The following is a 21498-nucleotide window of genomic DNA, read 5'->3' as shown; positions in this document are numbered from 1 at the left end:
ATAAAGAAATATCTCAACTTTTTTTAAAGTATAATAAGGAGCACAATGATATTGTAGGACTACAAGGAAAGATCTCTATTATACTTAATAAAAAGAAAAAAAACAATATCTAATTTAGTAAGTTACAAATATTCTAAAGCATATAAAGACACTGTTTGGGGTAAAAAAGAATGGTTGGATGAAAATAATAAACCTAAAGAAAAGCATATGTATAAAGAGAGAAAGAAAGATGATTTTTTAAAATCCAAATTTTAAAAATATTTCAAGGTTAAAAAAAATATTGATATTGCTTAAAGCCTTTTTTTTTATTCTCATCAGATATATATATATAAAGCTATCTCCTTAGGAGTTCATCAATTTCTGAACTATAATGAGAATACTCTAATTCCTCATTTAAATAAAATTTTCCAAAGTTTAAATATGTCATTTGGTCCTCAATTTTAAAATCATAGAAAGACTTGGGGTAAAACTCCTCGTTATTCAATATAATTACATTTTCTAATGACATTTCAAAATTATTTTTTTTATTAAATGAATTATTATTACTATAAAACCATTCAATTCTTAATGAGCCTTTGATAATACAGCCACAAAATAAAAGATTATTATCTTTTATTAAATATATTGTTGAACCAAAAGCATCATTTGATTTATATCTTCCTCCTTTTAAAGTTTTTAATTGATTAGTGAAAGCTTTTGTAACGGGATTAAAATAAATTTTCAGATAAAAATTATCAATATTCGTAGATCCTAATATAAATGCACTTAATTTAGATAAATCTATTTTTTCTGTAGTATTTCCTGTAATAATTTTACAACCTGCATGTTTAGCAAAATATCTATATAGATCAACTTTTTTCTCTTTCCATTTTATACCAAATATTTTTTCATAATCAATTTGGCCATTAGATTCGATAGATGAATTAATAGTCTCGAAATTTTCAAAAAACTCTGTGTAAGCATCATCTGCATCCCTAGTTTTGTTATTATTACAATCAATGCAAATTACCTTTGGAAATTTGATTATTTTATCCTTTTCAGAATGGAATGAATGTAGACTACCATTATAATAAATGGCATCGAATTTCTTTCCAAAATTTCTTCTTATATCTGAAGCTTTAAATTTATGCTCTTCAGAATTGGCTTCGTTTTGATTGCAAATCCAACAAATCATATTTTTAAATGTTATTAAAGAATCATAATATAATAAAAAATAAATTAATATTAATTAAGTCTTAATTACGGTTTCCCTTTTTTATCAAAGATTTATAATTTATATATTTAAAATTCACATATTTGTAGAAAGCTAATACATTATGAATCAATTGAGTTTCGATTATATCGCTGTGGAAAAAATTAAACTTGATGGCCCATTCTTTTTCATAGACAAAAAAGTTGAGAATGGACATATCTTTCAAATAGCATATAACAAAAAAAATAGTGTTTTTTCAGCAATATATAAACAAGGATCTACTTATCATATTTCAAGTGATGACTGCATATTTGAGAGTGAACTTGAAAAAATACCAGAAGGTTTTAAAGTAAAAGGTTGTGTGAAAAATATAAACCAGAATGGGAAAAGTTTTTTTGAGGATTTTAAAATTAATGGTTCGGGGTTAGATAACCAAACATTAAGACCTGCTCAATCTGGAGCAGTATACAATCTTATGGGACATTGGTCTTTATCCAATGAGGCTGCTACTGTTGTTTTACCTACTGGAACAGGGAAAACTGAAACTATGTTAGTAGCAACATTAGCTGATAGAGCAAGAAAAACATTGGTAATTGTTCCATCTATAGAGCTTAAAAATCAAATTGCAGATAAATTTTCTACTTGGGGTATGCTTAGAGAACTTGGTGTTATCAGTGAAAGTACACCTAATCCAGTTGTTTTTATTTTAGACAAAATTTTGACGAATGAATCATGCATTAACGATATTGAAATAGCTGATGTTATAGTTTCAACTCCTTCATTAATTGCAAGAGCAAATAAAAAGATAAAAGATGGTTTAAAAGAGCTTTTTTCCCATGTATATTTTGACGAAGCACACCATATTAAAGCGGATGAGTGGGATCATATTAAAAATTTATTCAAACAATCTAAAATTGTACAATTTACAGCAACTCCTTACCGCAATGATAAAAAACCAATTGAAGGTGAAGTTGTTTATAATTATCCTTTATCTAAAGCATTAGCAGATGGCTGTTTTTCTAAGATATCATTGGTGTCAATAGATGAGAGAAATCCTAGTAAAAAAGATGAAGTCATTGCAAGGGCTGCTATGGATAGACTTATTGAAGATCGAAATCGAGGTTGGGTGCGTCATAGAATGATGGTTCGGACAGAGACTGCCCCTCGTGCAGAAATGCTTTTCACAAAATACAAGGAGTGGTTTCCAAATGAAAGAATAGTAATGGTTCATTCAAGAACTAAAGGTAGGGGTAAAATTGTAGAACAAATAAAGAGAGGTAGTTATGATATTATAATTTGTGTAGATATGCTTAAAGAAGGGTTTGATTATCCTGAATTTAAAATTGCAGCTGTACATGATTTACATAAGTCTATGTCTGTACTCCTACAGTTTATTGGAAGATTTACCCGAACGCAAAAAGATTTAGGGGATGCGTCATTTATTGTTAATTATGCAGAAGAATCAATGTCTACAGAATTAGAAAATTTGTTTCAAGAAGGAGCTGGTTGGGAAATGGTAATTAGTGAAATTGCAGATGCAAGAAAAGCAGAAGCTGAATCATTATTAACATTTTTACAAGGATGTAAACCATACGGTGGTTTTGATTCTCCTGAAATAGAGTTAAATCCTAAATTAGTTTATCCTGCTTTAAGTTGTGTTTGTTATGAATGTGAACAAGTCGATTGGAGTAAATTCAAAGATTCTTTTAATCTGGATAGGTATGCTATTACGCAACCGTATTTTAATCAGAAAGAAAATGTTTTTTATTTTACAACACAAAAAAGGGAAAAAGTAAAATGGGCTAGAACTGATAAAATGCGTGATCAAACATGGAATCTTATTGTTATGCATTATGATTTAACTACAAAATTATTGTATATCGGATACTCGGAAAAGCGATTAGATGTAAATAGTTTAGTTGAGAATTTATCAAGTAATATACCTAATATGTTGAACGGAGATTGTGTCTTTCGTTCTTTTGATTCAATAAAACGATTAAGCATAATACATGCAGGTATATTTAAGCCCGCAAATCATCTTCACCGATATTCAAGACTTAGTGGGGCCGATGTTACAACGGAATTAACTAGATGGAAAGAAGGAAAACGCTGTCAAAAATCTGATTTTGTTGGTGTAGGATATCGGGATGGTTTCCCTGTGAGTGTCGGAGCTTCTGTTAAAGGGAAAATATGGAGTCCAGCTCGAGTAGGCGATTTGAAAGAGTGGAAAGCGTGGTGTTTACAGGTTGGAAAATTAATAACTGATGAAACCATTGATTCCAATCAATTATTAGAAGATTCTGCTGAAAAAATTCAATTGGATAAATATCCTGAAGGGCTTATTATTCTAGCTACAGATTGGGCTGAAGAATTATATAGTAGAATTCATAAATTAACTATTAGTCTTTCAAGTTATAAATCTATTATGCTTTCAGAGTGTACACTAAAAAATATTTTAATACAAGATAATAAGGCTGATTTTGAATTAAATTTACCTGAGAAGATAATTAATTTTTCCATTGTGTTAGGTGGTGAACAGGGCCATTCTGTAATAGGGCTGGATGATATTGATATTATGATTGATGGACTTAAAAGTGAACCTATATCTTTGAAAAAATTCTTTGAAGAGAATCCTCCTACTCTATTTTTATTGAATGGTTGTACTATTTCTGGTTGTATTCAAACAGATTATGGATCCACTGAGTTAATTCAAATTCCCAAAAATCAAATTGAAGCTTTTATCTGGGATAATGTTGATTATACTATTGAATCACTATATAAAAAAGGGGAAAAAAGGGAAAAATCTGTTCAAGAATATATGATGAAATATCTTGTCGAGAAAGGAGCTAAAATTGTTTTTAATGATGATAATGCTGGAGAATCAGCAGATATAGTTGCTATATTCCAAGACAATGAGTTAATTAAATTTGAACTTGTTCACTGTAAATATTCCAAAGGAAAAAGTGGGCTAAGGCTTGAAGATTTATATGAAGTCTGTGGACAGGCAATAGTTTCTCTTAGATATAAATGGAAGCCAGAAGAATTATTAAAACATCTTGAACGGAGAAATGGAAATGGAATTTTAAGAGGTCTTAGATTTTACCATGGAAATGAAACAGACTTAGATGGAATTAAAAAAGGCTTAAAATATTCCAACGTAGAGTTTGAATTTGCCATTGCGCAGCCTGGAGTAAAGGCTAATAACTTGACTAAAGATATGGAAGGTTTTTTGGCCTCAATATATTCAACAGTAATTGAAATGACGGAAACAAAGTTAAAATGTTATTTTAACCAGAATTAAAGAATTTTTAAAGTTATTACTTTTCACTTTCAATCATCTTCCATAATAAAAGAAAAATTAATTATTTATGATATTCTTCTTCTGTCACTGGTTATCCACAGCATTTTATTCGATTATTCAAGCAGAGGACTGGCGTTACACCTAATGAATTTCGGAATTTAAATTAAAGTTTAATTAAGCGTTTTTTAGATTTTGTATTGACTTATTAATTGTCTATTTGAATTTGATAAGTTTTTCCATCTTCACCATCAACACTTGCGCTCCCATCATCGCTAATATTTGCATAAGAAATGTGGTCATCATCTAAGTATCCATCATTAGGAAAGTTAATTTGAATGACTTGGCAGTCCTGAACATCAACATCAAGCGTATATGTTGCAGAATAACCTGTTTCAGAATTATTATAATCAACAGTTGCAGAATAAGTTCCATCATCAAATTTGCAGTCAGCAAAATTATCAATATCTTCACTACCACTACTTCCTAAATCTTCATCATTTTCTTCATCGGGAGTACTTGTAAAAGAAATATTTGAGTTATTATTTCCTTGAACATTTTCAGCCTTTGGCGAACAAGAAAAAATTATATTTATCAAAATTAGAAGAAGAGTTAGATTTATGGTCCATTTCATATTACGCTTATTTAAATATCTTGATATTGTTCTATAAAATTTTATTTTGTAAGGATTTACTACTTTTTAATCAATTTTTCTACAAGCTATAGACATAATTTTCTCTGCAATAGAATCGGGAATGATGTAGCTTTCTTCAAAAGGACCGTTAGAAGATTGTCTAACTTTGCCTTTTAAATCATAAACAACCAATGTTTGTGTTTTGCTAGTTTTATTTTGGCAATCCATAATCCATTTTGTAAGAATACGATCTGAAGGTCTATAATATTTCTGTCCTTTAAAATATTCCTTTTTATCAGATTTTTGTATTTTAACCCAGACAGAAAGTCTTCTATAATTATCTTCTTTAATAATATCTTTTATAAAGTAATTGTCTTCAGAATTTGTTGTTGCTACATATTCCCATTCATCCTGTGCAAAAGTAATTCCTGGAAAAAGTAAGAGGAGAAATAAAAGTTTTTTCATCATTTTTTTGATTATTTATACTATCATATACTCAAAGTAAGGTAATCATATCAGCTACAGTATATTTAATAGTTTTGATTATGCAACCATATTTTATGAAAAAGTTCATGATCCATTTTTTGTCTTTCATCAAATGCTGACATTATTAGGTGAAAATCCAAATCACGTTGAAAACTTCTAATAGCATTTGTTATTGGATGATTATCTATATTTTCATCTTGTAGAAATTTCGTAACAATATTATATGGCTCTTGAACAATTCTTGAAGAGTATATTGAAATATCAATTGAATAATTTGAGTTTTTAATCTCCTCAATTTGTTCATTTATAAAATTTCGATATTGTTCTAAAAATAATGGCTTAAATTTTTCATTTAGTGCATCGTAATTGATTTTAGTCATTTGTTCGTATTTTAAGTTAGTCTAAACATTTTTTTTGAATATATTCGATAGTTCTTATCGTTTTTTGAGATTAATTTGATTTAATAATTTTGGAAATATAATCTTGTAAAACTTCTTTTGCAGCTAGCTTCTAAATTCTCCCATTCACCCCATTCTGTTGTTTCATATTCAGAACTGCAAATATCACAAGTTGCTGAAACTACACATAATCTTCACCCTCTTCATTTGAAAATCCATTTTGAGGTAAATAATCTATAAGTATTTGTTTTTCTTGCATTTGATCATTTTTTTAGATTTATCGTTTAGATTTAGTATTAGATTAAAAAATAAAGCTACAATAGTAACCATAGTTGATAAGATAACCGCTGAGTAAATAATATCAATATATGTATTTCTCACTTCTATCTGTATTAAAATAAAACTCAAAAGAAACACTATTAAGAATAGAAGAGATGTCATATAGAGTAAATTTTTATTTTTCATCGAATCGTTTTTTGAGATTATTTTTTGTAGTCTATAACATCGACATATTTAAAATTATCAATATCATGTGTGGAATTAAATTTTTTAAATTCATCTACTGCCTTTTTCGCAGAATCTATATTGGGAAAAAGAGTACCTTTTACATTCAGTAGAATTTCAAATCTAAAAGTTTCGTTGTAGTAATCAACAATTTGAACCAATGCAAATTCTTTTCCTTGCTTTTCTGCATATACTCTAATAGGATTACTTTGTTCTAAATTATTACTCATTATATTATTTTTTGCTTTGCATTTTTTTAATTTCATCGTTCGTATGATTGTCAAGAATTTTTGCGTAACGATAAAATGTTGCTCTTGTTAGCCCTAGTGGTTTATAAATTTCTTCCGGTGTTTTTGAACTATCGTTTTTTGAGATTGAAAATTTACAATATATTGTTCGTTCGAATTTACTATTATGTAAATTGGTTATTATTTTTCCAACTAATTAACCTTTTATGAAAGTTATCAGCTATATCTCTATAATTGTAAAGATAATCAGCTTTTTCATAGTCATGTTTCAAAGATTCAACAAATAGGTTAGCAACCGAATTATATAAATCAGAATCAAGATTTTTAAAAATCGAGTATATTTGATTGTAATTATGTTGAGTGTTAACATCACCAAAAAGAGAGCCTAATTTACCCACAAAAAAGTGTGCAGCTCGCACATTAATTTTATTATTTATTTTATAGTTTTTTACTAGTGAATCAATTTCTTTTTGATTTACTTTTTTTTCAAAGTAATCTATAATAAAAAGATCCTCAGTATAACCTAATTTCTTGTAATCATTGAACATCATCTTATGCTCTATAAAATTACATAAAGGTTCAGTCATGCTTGTATTAAACATTGTAAAGAATAATGGGTCACTGGCCATATTTCTTTTTATTGCTGAACATAAATAGAAATCATGATAGTCAAGGTTTAGATGCAGTAACTCATGAGTAAATGAAGCCTCACAAATATTTACTGGATTATAATAAATAATTGCATGACTATTTTTAACAAAGATCATATATTCTTTAACAGTATTGGGCTTTATCTCTATTGTGAATTTCCCAGATAGTTTTTCCCATAGTTCTATATTTCGATTAGTAACGAATTTTTCTTTCATCTTTTTTTAAGATTTAGTATTAATTTTCAGTCTTTAAAATTATCTTTAAAAATTAAACTTCTTTACGGTAAACCATATCTATCTTATTTAATCGGTTTTTCACAAACATTTTCACGAACACTATCAGCTATTGAATCTGGTATTATTGGTTTAAGGATTCCAACATATTCTTCAGATACTTTTACTAGTCCTTTAGCTGTATAATCTGTAGCAGAAGAAATCGCCAGCTGGTTTGTATTACAATAAATCTTCCAATGTTCAATAGAATATTCATTTGATTTTGAGATAATTTTAACCCAGAAATCAGATGTATTAGAAGTATGTATTAGTTTTTTTATATAGTATTTTGTAGCACTAACAGATGATGATATATATTCCCAATCATCAGATGGAAGATGACCATGTTGTAATTTAAAATTAGCAACAACTGCTCTAATGTTATCTTCCGTTTCTCTGTTCTGTAACATTTTAATAACTATACTATCTAATTTTTTTCTATCAGGTTCTCGTAAAGTCAATTTTAATGATTGACTATATGAAAATGTCGATAGCAAAATACAAAAAGAGGTAAAAATTGTTTTCATCCTTCTTTGAGATTTAATCTTCAATATTTATATATTTCAGAAGTTGCATATGTGAGAAGTTTATTTTCATTATATATTCATCTTCTCCAGAGTATTTACTCAAAAAACTTTGAGTAAATCCCCATCCATCTTTTTCTTTAGCTTTTTTTAAAACATCACTAAGTGGATAAAAAGTATTTCGATAACTTCCTTTTTTATTCATTGGAATATCTGAAATTAATGAATCTTTTGTATCACAAATTATCCAATATCCTTTACCTTCACCAAATCTTTCGGCAGAGTATGCTGAGTTTGTAAAACTTGCAATATATTCGTGTTTGGATTTTCTAGATATGCTTCTAATTAGTATTGGTCTTGCTTTTGGATAGAAATTCTTTAAAACTATTTCCCAAACATCATAATAAGCTTTAAACTTTTCACTACGGTCAGTGAGTATCCAATTACAAATAAAAGTAATCGTCTCTGGAGAAGGACAAATTTCTTTTTCAAGAATATCAATTAAATTTTGAGAAATATTCACTTTCTGAACATTGGTTAACCTGTAATAGTCTTTCATCTACTCGTTTTTTAAGATTTTTTTAAAAGAATCCTTGTTAAGTTTGTTCCAATTTCCAAGAAATTCATCATTATTTAGTGTTGATAAATCTACAATGCCCCTAGTTGAATATTGTTTACATTTATCATAGGCTTCCTTACCTGTAGCAATATAAAAATTAGGAGCTGACATTTGATCTCCATTAAGATTTACAAATATATAGTAGTGATTCAGATTAATTTTATCCTTCATTATTGGCCATCCCACATTCTTTCTTTTGTATATTGCTTTAACTTGAATAATAAATTGTTTGCCGTCCTTTTCTGCAAGAATATCAATTGATTTAGCGTTTCCCATAGTTATTCCTACGCTAAATCCTCTCCTAAGAAGTTCAGCTGCGACAAAATATTCTCCTGAAAGGCCCGTACTATTTCTTTGGATTTCTGCCATAATTTTATCCTTTGTGAGATTGATGTTACATTAAAATACTATTCAATTATCTCCAGGAATTTCGTAAACGTCATAGAATCCTACTTTTCTCTTGCCCGATTTATTAGTAATTAAAACTTCTTTTGCTTTTTTATTTTTGATTTCTTCCATGTTTGATATAAAAGGATCAAAAACATATGATCTCATATAGCCTAAATTAAATTCTTTATCATGCACATTTACTTTTACTTCAGTATTTCCTCCAAAAAACATTATATGCTCTTCTTGATTTATATTCAAAAAACCTTTATCAAAACTTTCATCCAGAACAGCCCTTAATGGTGGTAATGGCAATTCAATTAAAGTATTTTCCGCCTTCGCTATTATAGATTCAAGTGTGTGATAATTATTCTCGTTAATTTCATTTCTACTTATGTCCTTAAATCTTATCATGTGCAAAGTTTCAACTTTGCATAACTGTTCAAGATAGTTAATATAGAACTCTAAATCTTCTGGGATTTTATTTGCAATGAGTTTTTTTGTAAAGACAGATTCTCCATTTACCAAAAATGAAAAGCGAATTCCTTCAATAATTTTAGCAAAGGATTTATAATATTCCAAAAGTACTCTTGGATTTTTAATAACTTCATTTATTTCAGATTCATAATTTATATTAGCTCCTTTAGCACCTGGCATAAATGTAATAGACCCTTTTGCTACATCTGTTTCAAAGGACAATACAACTTTCCCTTCTACTATATCTTTATATACTTTTACGTTAAAATCCATTACAGACATACCATCTTCAAAAATAATATCAATTTTACCTTCATACGAAGGAAGTTTCATAATGTATAAAAATTCCATGTCTGATAAATCTTGAAGTTTGAAATTATCTACATGCATTACAAAATCAGATAATTCAGTTTTAGGAATTCTGAAACTTTTTTCTGCGGTTTTTCCTTCCATAAAACTTTTTAATTTACTAATAAAGTCTTTGTTATTTTTAGTTGTGAAATGTACTTTCTGTTGTAAGACACCATCAATTTTTTCTATTTTTTCAATAAAAAAATTTGAGGCTGTATTGGTGCCAACTGTTACATTATATCCTAGTTTTTTAGCAAATTTATAAGTACTGTCAGTTGAAACTTTATTACTTTTTAGGTCTAAAAATATATTTTCATTTATATGGTCGAAAATTAAAGGGAATAATTCTTCTCCAGTCCCCTCAATAAAATTTATACCATAACTACTTAGCTTATTCTTTTTAGGCTGTGTTAACGAAGGTGCAATAAAGAATACCTCTTTTTTATTGTCACCAAGTTGTTTTAAAATATCAGTAAAAATAAAATCGATATTAGTATCTTCTAGAGAATAACCTATAAATAGGATACAGTTTGTCGCCATTTTATCCTTTACCGCATTCCAAAAAACGGAATTTTGGCTGTTAGGGTTAAAGAAATTCGTATAATCTGTTTTTCTAATAATTATTGAATTACTGTCAGCTAAGTGTCCATGAATTTTATATATATGTGTTTTTTTAGGATTAGCTAAACTAATATGACTATTATTATATAAAACTTCACAATTTTCCTTGTAAGCACCTTCAAATAATCCATCATAATTTGTTGTTATGATTGTTTTAAAATGAGGAATTGATGAAATTATATCGTGGACAAAAGTAGACTCTGGTGGCTTTGCATAATTTTCTTTCAGTATATTTATAACTTCATTATTGCTTTGATATAAGTGAAAAATATCATCAGTTAAATCTGCTAATGAACGTGTCGGTTCAATATATTCTTTTGCGCTAGCTGGTAAACTATTGTAAAAAATACTTTGAAGTTGAGCTCCCATAGGATATCCGGCATATTTTGATAAACCGGCTCCAGCAAAAAGAATCACGTCTTCTCTGCGAATTAATTCCAATAACCTCTCTAAATTTGGTGTTTTTTGCATTAGTAATTATTTGTACTAAATATTATCTTATTAATTATTTGATTTTACTATACTAACTTTTAACTATTTTATAAAAAGTTGCTTTACTTCCAATATTAAAAGCTTTCATAATTTCCTCAATTGAAACATTCTTACTTTCATAAGAGCTCTTTACTAAAGGTGCGATTTTTTTATATTTTTCGGTCATACCCTTTGGTCTTCCTCCGTTTTTACCTCTTGCCCTAGCAGATTTCAATCCAGCATTTGTTCTTTCAATCAAAACATTTCTTTCGTGCTCAGCTAAAACACAGAAAATCTGGAAAATTAATTTTCCACTTGCTGAACTTGTATCAATGTTTTCAGAAATAGATTTAAAATGTATTCCTTTTTCGTTCAGCTCTGTCACAAACTGAATTAACCCAACTGTAGTCCTCCCAATCCTATCTAATCTCCATACAGTTAAGGTATCCCCTTTACGTACGAAATTTAATAAATCGTTAAGTTGCGGTTTTTCTGATTTAACACCACTAACTTTATCAATAAAAATTTTTTCAATTCCTATATTCTTTAAAGCATCAGTTTGTAAATCGAGATTCTGTTCAAACTTGCTTACCCTTGCATATCCAATTAACATAAGTTCATTTTACTCATTTATTTCAAATATACTGTAATTTGTTTTCGTGTACAACGAAAATGAACTAAGAACAGAACAAAATAGTTTTGCTAACAAGATATTAATAGATGTACAGGAAACCGACCGAATTCCAATACTTTTTATTTATAGGAAAGCAATAGAAACAAAAAATAGTTATATTGTTTTAGATTTTTTTATTTATTTAAACTTGGCAGCATATTTTAGGTGATTATTTTCACAGAATTTTTTTTTACAAATATGAACATCAAAAATGAACAGAAATGAAATTTGTTAAATAGGAAAATGTTTAGAAATGATTGCTATTTGTAGTTTTTCTTTTAATCATTATATTAATATGAACAAATTACACAGTGTATTAGTTAAATTGTACATGTTTTAGATTTTCATTCTCTAATAATATAACTTGTTTTTAAAATCTAGCTCCAGAATTGATTCTCAATAAAATTTCATGAATGAAGTCAAATTCTGACTTTAAAATTCATAATTTCGTTAAAAATTATAGCAGCATTCAAAACAGGTTTGAAAGATTTTATTTTTTTGATCTTTACAAAATATTTATGAACAAAATTACTTCTATCCACGATCAGGTTCAGTTGGTTTCTTCTTTTGACGAACTTGTTACTATAAAATTTAAAGGAAATACCAATGCAGTTTGTTGGAATAGAAAATTAGAAGGAAATTTTAATGAAATTGTAATTCAACTCCGATTAAAAGAAAATATTACCGAGGTTTCTGTAGAAGATCTAATGTCTTTGAAATTATCCAATGAAGGAAATAAAGCCCGGGAAATTATCATCAATGATTTGCAATCGTTGGCTCGTTTCGGGGCTTCACCATCGCTCAATTTGCTGAAATGTTATGAACGTGATGATGAATTTGATTTTATTTCGACAGATGTATATTCGTTTCATGTAGACCGCTCTCCTGTTGCTACTGATACTTTTTTATGCACTTATCATGGAGCAGCAAGCGATATTTTGCCTAATGAACAGGCCGAACAAAAAATTCAGATACCAGAAATTCGGAAAAAACTCAGAGAATTATATGATGGACCGGAAAACGAATTTGAAAATTTCCTGAAGGAATGTTTTTTTGATTTGCATTATCAGGCTAAACCCAATGCTAGACTTATTAATTTAGAACAAGGTAATCTTTGGAAACTGGCTGTAGATCATCCTGATCAGCAAGTGTTACCTTGTATACATCGAGCGCCCATAGAAAACAATGGTGAGTATAGATTGCTTTTGATTTGCTGATGGGTTGTTAAACTTGAAATGCCTCTACCCTTTTGGATTTCGTCTCACTGAAATCAAATTTGTATGTGTTTTTACTTTCTAAAAATAAAAACCGCTCTTAAAAAAGAGCGGTTATACCTTAACTAGACTTGTTTATTTCTTAACAAGTAGATCCGCAATTAAGAAGTTTAATAGTAACAACACCATTAACAACACACTGTACGTTGCATAATGTAGTTGTTGCAACACCAACAGTACCAGCAACAGCACCACCTACTGTTCCAACTACTCCACCTACTACACCTCCAGCAACAGCACCAAGACCGTTAACAGTCCCAACTACTACACCGCCTAAACCTGTTACAACACCAGTGATGTTATCAAGTAATCCGTTTCCTGAAATAGTTTTTAACTCGTTTCTGTTTAATTTTTTCAAATTTTTCATGAATGTAATTTTATATGATTAATACATCACTAAGATATGAATAATAATGATATGTTTATATCTTTTTTAAAAAAATAATAAAATATTTTTATGATTTAATATTTCATTAATATAAGGAGTATTTGATAGGGATTTCATTTTTACTGGTATTTGATTGATTTTCTAAATGTTAAAAAAAGTAAAAGTGTAGTTTCTGCCTTTTTTTGAAATTAATTTTTTGTTTACTTTTTTAATTTCTATTTCAATAGAATGTGAATAGCGAATCAAATTATAGAGCAAAAGTGCCTGTTTCTGGGAGTATTTAGCATTTTCTAGTTGCCTATTTTTTTACTTTTTGAGCCAAGATTGATTGTCTTTGTTTTCAGATCTCTTTTTTCCGTTCTCAAAATTATAAGCAAATCCAACTCCCAATGTCTGTTTCAACTGTGTTTTCTGGATTTGGTTATGATCATATAATAAATCTAAGGTAACATTGGTAGAAATAAACTTATTGATCTTCATATTAAGAACTCCGCTATAGGAAAGCACCAATCTCTCAGGATGATCCAAATAATTAGAAAAAACGGAACCTGTATTGATCAAATTAATATTCTCCATAATTTTTACCTTATATATAGCAGTTCCTAAAAAACCAAACTGAAATAATGAAGAATCTCCGTCATTTTTAAGACCATAAGTTCCTGCGTATTGCAAATCATCATCCAGTACAAAAGTCCATCTTGCATTGGCCGGTCTGAGTGTCATTGTAAAATTATCATTCGGTCGGTAAGTAACCCCTGCTCCTACGTTTACATAACCCGGAGCCATAAAGTTGGAAATTTTCGGAGCTTCCGGATTGTTGCCGTCTTCATATCCTGCTGCAAACTGTGTTTGTAGACTTGCTCCGGCAGAAATGTACCAGTGTTTTGCAAATTCTCTACCATAATTCGTAGATAGATTAATGACATCCTGTGTCTTTCTTGTTCCTACTCCTTTGGTGTTATTTTGTCCATAGCCTAAAATGATGATATTTTCCCAAAGGTCTTTTCCTTTTTCATAGGTCAGATTATAATTAACTCCGGCAAGCCATCCTACATTGTTTGCTCCACCCCCTACCCAATTTGAGAATGCGGCCTGATTGAGCATTAATGTGTTTTGACCTTGTATACTCCACGCTTTTGTGGTGTCGACAACAGGAGCTTCAGACTTTTCCTGAGCAGATATAAAAGCCCCTAAAGAAATACTAAGTGGTAATAAAATCTTTTTCATAGTCTATTTATTTCTATAAAAATAAAAATATTATTTCACTTATTGGTTATAAATTCTTGTTAATAATCGATAGATGTTCGCATAGCTTTTTGTTCCTTTATAATAAAGAATAAAAGAAAAATCACCGCAATAAACCCATAAATAAAAAGAATAGATACGGCTAGGTTACTTACAGCCCAATCTGAAGGGAAAAACTGAGTCATTAAGGTCATAAATGATAAACCAATTCCCGCCCCTAAAAAATAACTTGTACTGGTTAAACTGGAGGCAACTCCATATTGCTTTGGTTCAACATCACGAATGCCTAACACAGATAGACTGGTAAAACATAAAGTCATACCGATTCCTGAAATACAGGCTGCTCCTATTAAAACCAAAACAGTCGGATGATGGAAATATATGGCAAATATCAAGCATAAAGCCCCTGAAAGCATAAATGACCAACCTAAAAGTCCGATTTGCACGGAATTTAATTTTTTTGAAACATTGGGTAAAACAAATTTTGCAATAAGAGCAGATAATATACTAAAAGGAACAAGCATAAGCCCTGAGTTTGCAGCACTATATCCCATGTCTTTTTGTAGCATAAGTGAGATCAGGAACAAAAAGGAAATGAAAAATGCCCCTAAAGAAAAAAATGCAAGATTGGAAGTTACCAAAGAAGAATGAGAAAAAAGTTTAAGATCAATTAACGGATTGGAAATGTTTTTTAAACGATAAAAGAATGCTAATAATAAGGATACAGATAATATAAGTGAACCTAAAATTAAAAAAGGTTTTTCCTGAATGTGAATGAATTCATGAGTTCCATAAGTTAACAGCAATAACCCTAACACTAAAAGAATACCTGAGATAGTATCCGCAGATTCCCGATTGTTGGTTTTTATATCTGAAGGAAGAAATTTATAAGATAATATAATCGTAATAAAAAGTATGGGAACGTTAATCAAAAATACCCAATGCCAGCTCAAATAGGTACTAATAATACCACCAAAAGACAAACCACTTCCCGATCCGATCGCTGCAAAAGCACTGAAAATCCCTAATGCACGATTTCTCTCCTGGTCTTTTTGAAAGGTATGAGTCACAATAGACAATGCAGAAGGCATAATAAAAGCGGCTCCTAATCCCTGTAATGCTCTGAAAACAGCCAGCGTTTGAAAACTTGTTGACAATCCGGCTCCTAAAGAAGTCAGCATAAAAATGATTCCTCCAATGATAAAAATCTTTTTACGACCCAATTGATCTGATAGTTTTCCGCCAATAATCAAAAAACCACCAAAAAAAAGAACATAAAGAGTCTGTAACCACTGTAAGTTGTTGGAGCTGATATTGAACTGAGATTGAATGGATGGTATGGTTAAATTAATGATAGCGATATCCAAAGCTTCAACAAAAGTTCCGATAGATGCTAAGATTAAAATAAGATTTTTTTTAGACTGCATTGCAATTATTTTTGTGTTGCAAAATTAGTTTTTATAGAACTTTTTATAAAATTTGACTATTAATTTAGAACGATATTATTATATTTGAATATTAAAAAGATTAAATGTTCTTTTTAAGTGTGATTAGAATTATAATATAGAACGTATGGCTACTGAAATTTATATTCCTGATGAAAAAGACCTGTCCATTTTACGCATATTACAGAAAGATGCAAAACTGAGTATTCGGGATATTGCGGTAAGAATTAATTTAAGCCCAACTCCAACGCATGAACGTATAAAGCGATTGGAAAAATTAGGGATTATTAAAGGATACACGACTGTTGTAGATCGCAAGAAGATCGATAAAGGTATGATGGTAATCTGTATGGTTGCCTTAAATGTTCATAATAAAAAAACAGCAGGAGTTTTCATTGAACAGGTTAGCAAATTAAAAGAAGTGGTAGAGTTTTACAATATAAGCGGAGAATTTGATTTCATGCTTAAAATCTTAGCTGCCAACATGGATAATTTTCATGAGTTCTTTGTCAACAAGCTTTCCGAAATCGAGGGAATTGGGCAGACGAAAAGTATTTTTGTCATGAACAGCATCAAAGAAAGCTATCAGATTATATAAAAAGTCTCCAAGAATTTTGGAGACTTTTACATTTTAATTCAGGCTCGTTGCTAAAACCTGCAAAATCGTCTGATAAATATAATCCAACTCTTCAGCAGTAATGCAATAAGGAGGAACCAGATACATTACATTTCCTAAAGGTCTCATAATGATTCCTTTATTTAAAAACTCTTTATAGAAATGCTTTCCGATGGTATTAAAATAAGAAGTTCCATGTTCTGTTTTGAAATCCCATGCTAAAATTGTCCCGATTTGACGAACATTTTCAACTTGCGGATGCTGTCGTAAAGTTTGAGAAAACTCCTGATGTTTTTCACTGATTAAATGGATGCTTTCCAGCGTTTCTTTTTTCAATAAAAGTTCCATGCTTGCCAAAGCCGCAGTACAGGCTAAAGGATTTGCTGTAAAAGAATGCCCGTGAAACAGGGTTTTATATTTATCTTCAGACAAAAAAGCATTAAAAATTTCATTGGAAGAAGTGGTGATTCCCATAGGCATGGTTCCGCCTGTCAATCCTTTTGAAAAACACATAATATCTGGTTTTTCCGTAAGATAATCGGCTGCAAATAATTTCCCTGTTCTTCCGAAACCTGTGAACACTTCATCCTGAACCAGTAAAATGTTCTGTTCTTTGCAGAACTTCATCAATTCAGATAAATCTTCAGGTTTGTGCATGAGCATTCCTGCAGCTCCCTGAACTAACGGCTCATAAATGAAACAGGCAACTTCATCAGCAATCTCTTTTATTTGAGACTTAAGATTCTCCAGATTATCAGAAGTTGGAGTATCTATGAAAACAACATCAAAAAGCATTTCGCCAAAAGGTTTTGTCCAGACACTTCTTCCACTTACAGACATCGCTCCGAAAGTATCACCGTGATAGGCATTTTTAAACGCCAGAATTTTTGTTTTTTCCTTCTCCTGATTATATGAAAACTGAATACACATTTTCAAAGCGACTTCCACGGCCGTAGAACCGTTATCCGAATAAAAGACTTTTTCCTGATTGTCGGGAAGAAGCTGTAATAGATTTTCGGAGAGCTGTATCGCCGGTTCATGAGTGAAACCTGCAAAAATGACCTGTTCCAAAGTGTTCAGCTGTTCAGAAACCCTTTGTGCAATGTATGGATGAGCATGACCGTGCAAAGTTACCCACCACGAAGAAACTGCATCAATATATTGCTTTCCTTCATGATCAAAAAGATAAACTCCCTTCCCCTTCACAATAGGAATAGCGTCTTCTGCCGTCTTCATTTGCGTGTATGGATGCCAGTTGACGGCTCTGTCACGTTGCTGTAAATTCATATTTAAAAGTTGAAAGAATTAAAAATTAACAAGTGGTTTTCCATGTTTCAAACTGATCCATCGCTTTTTCTGCTTGTCTTTTCATAGGTTTTAATCCTAGTGTCTGAAGCAATTGCATATCTTCCGAAACTCCCGGGTTTGGCGTTACCAGTAAGGTTTCTCTTTCTCCTGTGAAAATGGAGTTTGCTCCTGCCATAAAGCACCATCCTTGCTCAAACTCCGTCATTTCAATTCTTCCTGCACTCAGACGAACTATAGATGAAGGCATGATAATTCTTGCCGTAGCAATCATTCTCACCATTTCCCAGGTATTTGTTTTTTCATTGTCTTGAAGCGGGGTTCCCTCTACTCTGGCTAATGCATTGATCGGAACTGATTCCGGATGTTTAGGCATTGTTGATAAAGTCAAAAGCATTGAAATTCGGTCTCTGTGCGTTTCTCCCAATCCGATAATTCCGCCTGAACAAACCGTGATCCCTGCTTTTCTTACATTATTAATAGTGTTGATCCTGTTATCAAAAGTTCTTGTGGAAATAATTTCTTCATAATATTGCTCAGAAGTATCCAAATTGTGGTTATAAGCATATAAACCTGCTTCCTGAAGACGTATTGCCTGTTCTTCCGTCAGCATCCCTAATGTACAGCAAACTTCCATTCCAAGATCGTTTACGCCTTTTACCATGTCGATTACACGGTCAAAATCACGATTGTTACGAACCTCTCTCCATGCTGCAGCCATACAGAAACGGGATGAACCTCCTTCTTTAGCTTTTTTGGCGTGCTCAATCACTTGTTCAGTAGGAAGTAATGCCTGAACTTTGATATTCGTATGGTAACGGGCTGCTTGTCCGCAGTATGAACAGTCTTCAGGACAACCGCCGGTTTTTATCGATAATAAAGTTGACATTTGTACCTCTTCAGGATTATGCCATTCGCGGTGAACCGTTGCTGCTTTATAAATCAATTCAAGAAGCGGAAGATTGTATATTTCTTCAATTTCTTCTTTTGTCCAGTCGTTTCTTAATTGTTTTTTATCCATTATTCTATTTTTTCTAATTGTTGTACAATACTTTCTATACTTTCTTTTGTTATGTTTTCTAAGTCAGGAATCCTGATGATTTTTGTTTCCGGGTGAATGCTGTTGCATATAGCTCTTTCTGTGTCTTGAGGGAAATCTCCGTTAAGAACCAGATATTCTAGCTTAGTATTTTTTTGTTGGAGAGCTAAAATTGACAGTAAAGTATGATTGATGCATCCTAGATAATTCCTCACCACCAAAGCGACGGGAATGTTTAATTTTTCAATTAAATCGATGATGAAATCCTTATCATTCAGTGGAACCATCAAACCTCCTGCTCCTTCTACAAGTAAATTATTTTGAGTTTCAGGAAGCTTGAATTCATTTAAATCAATAGTGACTCCTTCTTCTTTTGCAGACTGATGTGGCGAAGCGGCAAGCTGAAAATGATACGTTTCAGGATGACAAATTGTATGTTCTCCTACCCAATTTTTAATTTTTGCAGAATCGGAAAAGTCTAAATCTCCCGACTGAACAGGTTTCCAGTAGTCTGCATTAAAATATTTTGTTAAAACTGCCGAACAAACAGTTTTTCCTACTTCAGTACCAATTCCAGTGACGAAAAGTAGTTTTTGTTCAGTGTTTTTTGTTTCAATTTCTAAATTCATGATGTTAAATAAAACTTCGAATAATCTTAATTAAATTGATAATTTCTTCTTCAGTATTAAAGCTGTGAATACAAATCCTGAGTCTTTCCGTTCCTTCTTTTACAGTCGGGCTAAAAACCGCATAAGTCAGAAACCCGTTTTCAAGTAAAGCTTCTTTTACTGCTTTTAATTGATGGTTATCTGGTACGATAATAGCCTGAATCGGACTGTTTTCAGAAGATGGACTTTGTAGATGCTGGTCACGAAAAACTTTGATGTTTTTCTGTAATTCAACTGGAAATTGACTATTCGCTTGTAAAAACTCATACCCTTTTTGAATGCTCATCCATAGAAAATCATGGGCTGAAGTGGTATAAATAAAAGGTGAAGCAAAGTTGATGAGATAGTTTTTGATAAGCTGATTCGTCACAATTGCAGCTCCGTGTGTTCCAAGTGCCTTTCCGTAAGTGATTACCGTGGCTAAAACATTGTTTTGCAACTGCAACGCATCAATTAATCCATACCCGAAAACGCCGAAAGCATGAGCTTCATCTACAATAAGGCTTGCATTGTATTTTTCAGTGATTTTAGCAATTTCCTGAAGAGGAGCGATGTCTCCATCCATAGAATATAAACTCTCAATGGCAACATAACAGTGACCACTCTGTTTCTTTAAAATCTCTTCCAAATGTTCAGGATTATTATGCCTGAATTTTATCTTTTTCGCATGAGACATTTTACAGGCATCGTGAACTGAACGGTGAATCTGTTCATCAACAATAATAATGTCATGACGTGTTGGAAGCGTCGAAAACAAAGCCAGATTAGCATTGTAGCCTGAAGAGAAAAGCAAAGCAGATTTGTATTGATGTTCCTTTGCGATATATTCTTCTGTTTCAATGAGGAGAGAACTGTTTCCGCTTATTAATCTCGAACCGGTACTTCCTGATAATAATTGAGGATTTTCCGACACATTTTGTACCAATAATTTTTGTAAATCTTTATTTCTTGCCAACCCTAAATAATCGTTGGAATAAAAGTCAATTCCGTCAAATTTTGGACGTAAATTTCTTAAAGTACCTTCTTCTTCCCTTTTTTGTAAAGCCTCATGAAAATGCTGAAAATGACTAAGCATAGTTAAGCTCTACAACTTCCTGAGAAATCGCCTTGATCCATTCTTCATGCAGTTCTTTTTCGATATTCAGGATGATTTCGGCATGTTGTTTCCAATCCTCTGAAAATTCATTAAGCTGATTAATCATTTCTTCTAAATGTCCTTCTTCTTCCAATATGATTGATTTTACCATAATTTTTGAGGAAGTTTTTGTTAAAATTTCCTGATAAACAGGATATAATTCATCGGCACGAACTTCAATCGCATACGTAACAAAAAGATAAGCAGCGTATTTTAATTCTTCCTTTGTGAGTTGAAAAGCTTGTTGAAGATATTTACAGGATTTAATATCCAAAGAATGAAGATATTGTCGTGTTGCGGTGGAAGCCAAAAGCTCATTTTGCTCATAAGTTGTACAAAATTCAGGACCTATTTTACCAATTTGTTTTTTCAGGTAATAAGCATGACGATGCTCTTCTGCAGCGTGTTTTAGTTGAATTAAACTTACTTTTGTAGGATGTTCGCAAGCTGAAATTTTTCTTGCTCCCGCATTTTCCATGAATGAAAGCGTGTTCAGCCATTTTGCATGAATCTCATTATACTGAACTATTTTTTCTAAAAGGTTGTAGAATTCCATTCTTTTTTGTTTTGGTTCAAA

The 21498-nt window shown here is 31.0% G+C and carries 22 protein-coding genes and 1 pseudogene; 4 read left to right on the top strand and 19 right to left on the bottom strand.

Features of this window, described 5'->3' with window-relative positions:
• Positions 1 to 334: 334 nt before the first annotated feature.
• Positions 335 to 1174: a hypothetical protein gene (locus tag LV842_RS01660; RefSeq protein ID WP_233109724.1), complete on the bottom strand. Its 840-nt coding sequence runs from the start codon at positions 1172 to 1174 to the stop codon at positions 335 to 337.
• A gap of 142 nt (positions 1175 to 1316) precedes the next feature.
• On the opposite strand from LV842_RS01660, the gene LV842_RS01655 reads away from it, so the two are divergent.
• Together LV842_RS01655 and LV842_RS16115 are read left to right on the top strand one after the other, a co-directional pair.
• Positions 1317 to 4493, top strand: a complete 3177-nt coding sequence (locus LV842_RS01655) for a DEAD/DEAH box helicase (protein WP_233109723.1) — start codon at positions 1317 to 1319, stop codon at positions 4491 to 4493.
• A 98-nt stretch (positions 4494 to 4591) separates the two neighbouring features.
• Positions 4592 to 4660 (top strand): annotated as a pseudogene (locus tag LV842_RS16115) (helix-turn-helix transcriptional regulator); the annotation flags it as partial.
• Positions 4661 to 4698: 38 nt separating this feature from the next.
• On the opposite strand, the gene LV842_RS01650 reads toward LV842_RS16115, so the two are convergent.
• The 10 genes from LV842_RS01650 to LV842_RS01605 form a co-directional block, all read right to left on the bottom strand.
• Positions 4699 to 5124 (bottom strand): hypothetical protein, encoded by a 426-nt coding sequence (locus tag LV842_RS01650; protein ID WP_233109722.1) that lies wholly within the window; start codon positions 5122 to 5124, stop codon positions 4699 to 4701.
• A 66-nt stretch (positions 5125 to 5190) separates the two neighbouring features.
• Positions 5191 to 5592: a surface-adhesin E family protein gene (locus LV842_RS01645; RefSeq protein ID WP_233109721.1), complete on the bottom strand. Its 402-nt coding sequence runs from the start codon at positions 5590 to 5592 to the stop codon at positions 5191 to 5193.
• A gap of 62 nt (positions 5593 to 5654) precedes the next feature.
• Positions 5655 to 5990, bottom strand: coding sequence for a hypothetical protein (locus LV842_RS01640; RefSeq protein WP_233109720.1), 336 nt, complete (start codon positions 5988 to 5990; stop codon positions 5655 to 5657).
• Positions 5991 to 6490: 500 nt separating this feature from the next.
• Positions 6491 to 6742, bottom strand: coding sequence for a hypothetical protein (locus tag LV842_RS01635; protein ID WP_225689915.1), 252 nt, complete (start codon positions 6740 to 6742; stop codon positions 6491 to 6493).
• A 182-nt stretch (positions 6743 to 6924) separates the two neighbouring features.
• Positions 6925 to 7626: a hypothetical protein gene (locus tag LV842_RS01630; RefSeq protein WP_233109719.1), complete on the bottom strand. Its 702-nt coding sequence runs from the start codon at positions 7624 to 7626 to the stop codon at positions 6925 to 6927.
• Positions 7627 to 7709: 83 nt separating this feature from the next.
• On the bottom strand, positions 7710 to 8210 hold the full coding sequence (locus tag LV842_RS01625) for a hypothetical protein (protein WP_233109718.1): 501 nt from the start codon (positions 8208 to 8210) through the stop codon (positions 7710 to 7712).
• Positions 8211 to 8223: 13 nt separating this feature from the next.
• Positions 8224 to 8766, bottom strand: coding sequence for a hypothetical protein (locus LV842_RS01620; RefSeq protein WP_233109717.1), 543 nt, complete (start codon positions 8764 to 8766; stop codon positions 8224 to 8226).
• Positions 8767 to 9195, bottom strand: a complete 429-nt coding sequence (locus tag LV842_RS01615) for a PDDEXK-like family protein (RefSeq protein ID WP_233109716.1) — start codon at positions 9193 to 9195, stop codon at positions 8767 to 8769.
• A gap of 42 nt (positions 9196 to 9237) precedes the next feature.
• Entirely contained in the window at positions 9238 to 11133 is a 1896-nt protein-coding gene (locus tag LV842_RS01610; RefSeq protein ID WP_233109715.1) for an SIR2 family NAD-dependent protein deacylase, read from the bottom strand.
• A gap of 52 nt (positions 11134 to 11185) precedes the next feature.
• A complete protein-coding gene (locus LV842_RS01605; protein ID WP_233109714.1) occupies positions 11186 to 11746 on the bottom strand; it encodes a recombinase family protein in 561 nt (186 codons plus the stop codon).
• 578 nt (positions 11747 to 12324) lie between these two features.
• Between LV842_RS01605 and LV842_RS01600 the strand changes: the two genes are divergently transcribed.
• Positions 12325 to 13023, top strand: a complete 699-nt coding sequence (locus LV842_RS01600; RefSeq protein ID WP_233109713.1) for a DUF1826 domain-containing protein — start codon at positions 12325 to 12327, stop codon at positions 13021 to 13023.
• Between the two features lie 139 nt (positions 13024 to 13162).
• On the opposite strand, the gene LV842_RS01595 is transcribed toward LV842_RS01600, so the two are convergent.
• The 3 genes from LV842_RS01595 to LV842_RS01585 form a co-directional block, all read right to left on the bottom strand.
• Complete coding sequence (locus LV842_RS01595) at positions 13163 to 13447, bottom strand: bacteriocin-like protein (RefSeq protein WP_233109712.1); 285 nt, start codon at positions 13445 to 13447, stop codon at positions 13163 to 13165.
• A gap of 327 nt (positions 13448 to 13774) precedes the next feature.
• A complete protein-coding gene (locus LV842_RS01590) occupies positions 13775 to 14695 on the bottom strand; it encodes a DUF3078 domain-containing protein (protein ID WP_233109711.1) in 921 nt (306 codons plus the stop codon).
• A 59-nt stretch (positions 14696 to 14754) separates the two neighbouring features.
• Entirely contained in the window at positions 14755 to 16140 is a 1386-nt protein-coding gene (locus LV842_RS01585) for an MFS transporter (protein ID WP_233109710.1), read from the bottom strand.
• Positions 16141 to 16285: 145 nt separating this feature from the next.
• Between LV842_RS01585 and LV842_RS01580 the strand changes: the two genes are divergently transcribed.
• Positions 16286 to 16756, top strand: coding sequence for an Lrp/AsnC family transcriptional regulator (locus LV842_RS01580; protein ID WP_233109709.1), 471 nt, complete (start codon positions 16286 to 16288; stop codon positions 16754 to 16756).
• Positions 16757 to 16789: 33 nt separating this feature from the next.
• Here LV842_RS01580 and bioA read toward each other — a convergent pair whose 3' ends face one another.
• Genes bioA through LV842_RS01555 form a run of 5 tightly spaced genes read right to left on the bottom strand, consistent with a single transcriptional unit; the run spans position 16790 to position 21477 of the window.
• Complete coding sequence (bioA, locus tag LV842_RS01575) at positions 16790 to 18061, bottom strand: adenosylmethionine--8-amino-7-oxononanoate transaminase (protein WP_233109708.1); 1272 nt, start codon at positions 18059 to 18061, stop codon at positions 16790 to 16792.
• A gap of 25 nt (positions 18062 to 18086) precedes the next feature.
• Positions 18087 to 19100 (bottom strand): biotin synthase BioB, encoded by a 1014-nt coding sequence (gene bioB, locus LV842_RS01570; RefSeq protein WP_233109707.1) that lies wholly within the window; start codon positions 19098 to 19100, stop codon positions 18087 to 18089.
• On the bottom strand, positions 19100 to 19747 hold the full coding sequence (bioD, locus tag LV842_RS01565) for a dethiobiotin synthase (RefSeq protein WP_233109706.1): 648 nt from the start codon (positions 19745 to 19747) through the stop codon (positions 19100 to 19102). The genes bioB and bioD overlap by 1 nt, the downstream gene beginning before the upstream one ends.
• Positions 19748 to 19751: 4 nt before the next feature.
• Entirely contained in the window at positions 19752 to 20861 is a 1110-nt protein-coding gene (locus LV842_RS01560) for an aminotransferase class I/II-fold pyridoxal phosphate-dependent enzyme (RefSeq protein WP_233109705.1), read from the bottom strand.
• Complete coding sequence (locus LV842_RS01555) at positions 20854 to 21477, bottom strand: hypothetical protein (RefSeq protein ID WP_233109704.1); 624 nt, start codon at positions 21475 to 21477, stop codon at positions 20854 to 20856. The genes LV842_RS01560 and LV842_RS01555 overlap by 8 nt, the downstream gene beginning before the upstream one ends.
• Positions 21478 to 21498: the final 21 nt, after the last annotated feature.

The organism is Chryseobacterium gwangjuense, from assembly GCF_021311115.1.
GTDB lineage: Bacteria > Bacteroidota > Bacteroidia > Flavobacteriales > Weeksellaceae > Chryseobacterium > Chryseobacterium gwangjuense.
This window is presented reverse-complemented; position numbering and strand designations above follow the sequence as displayed.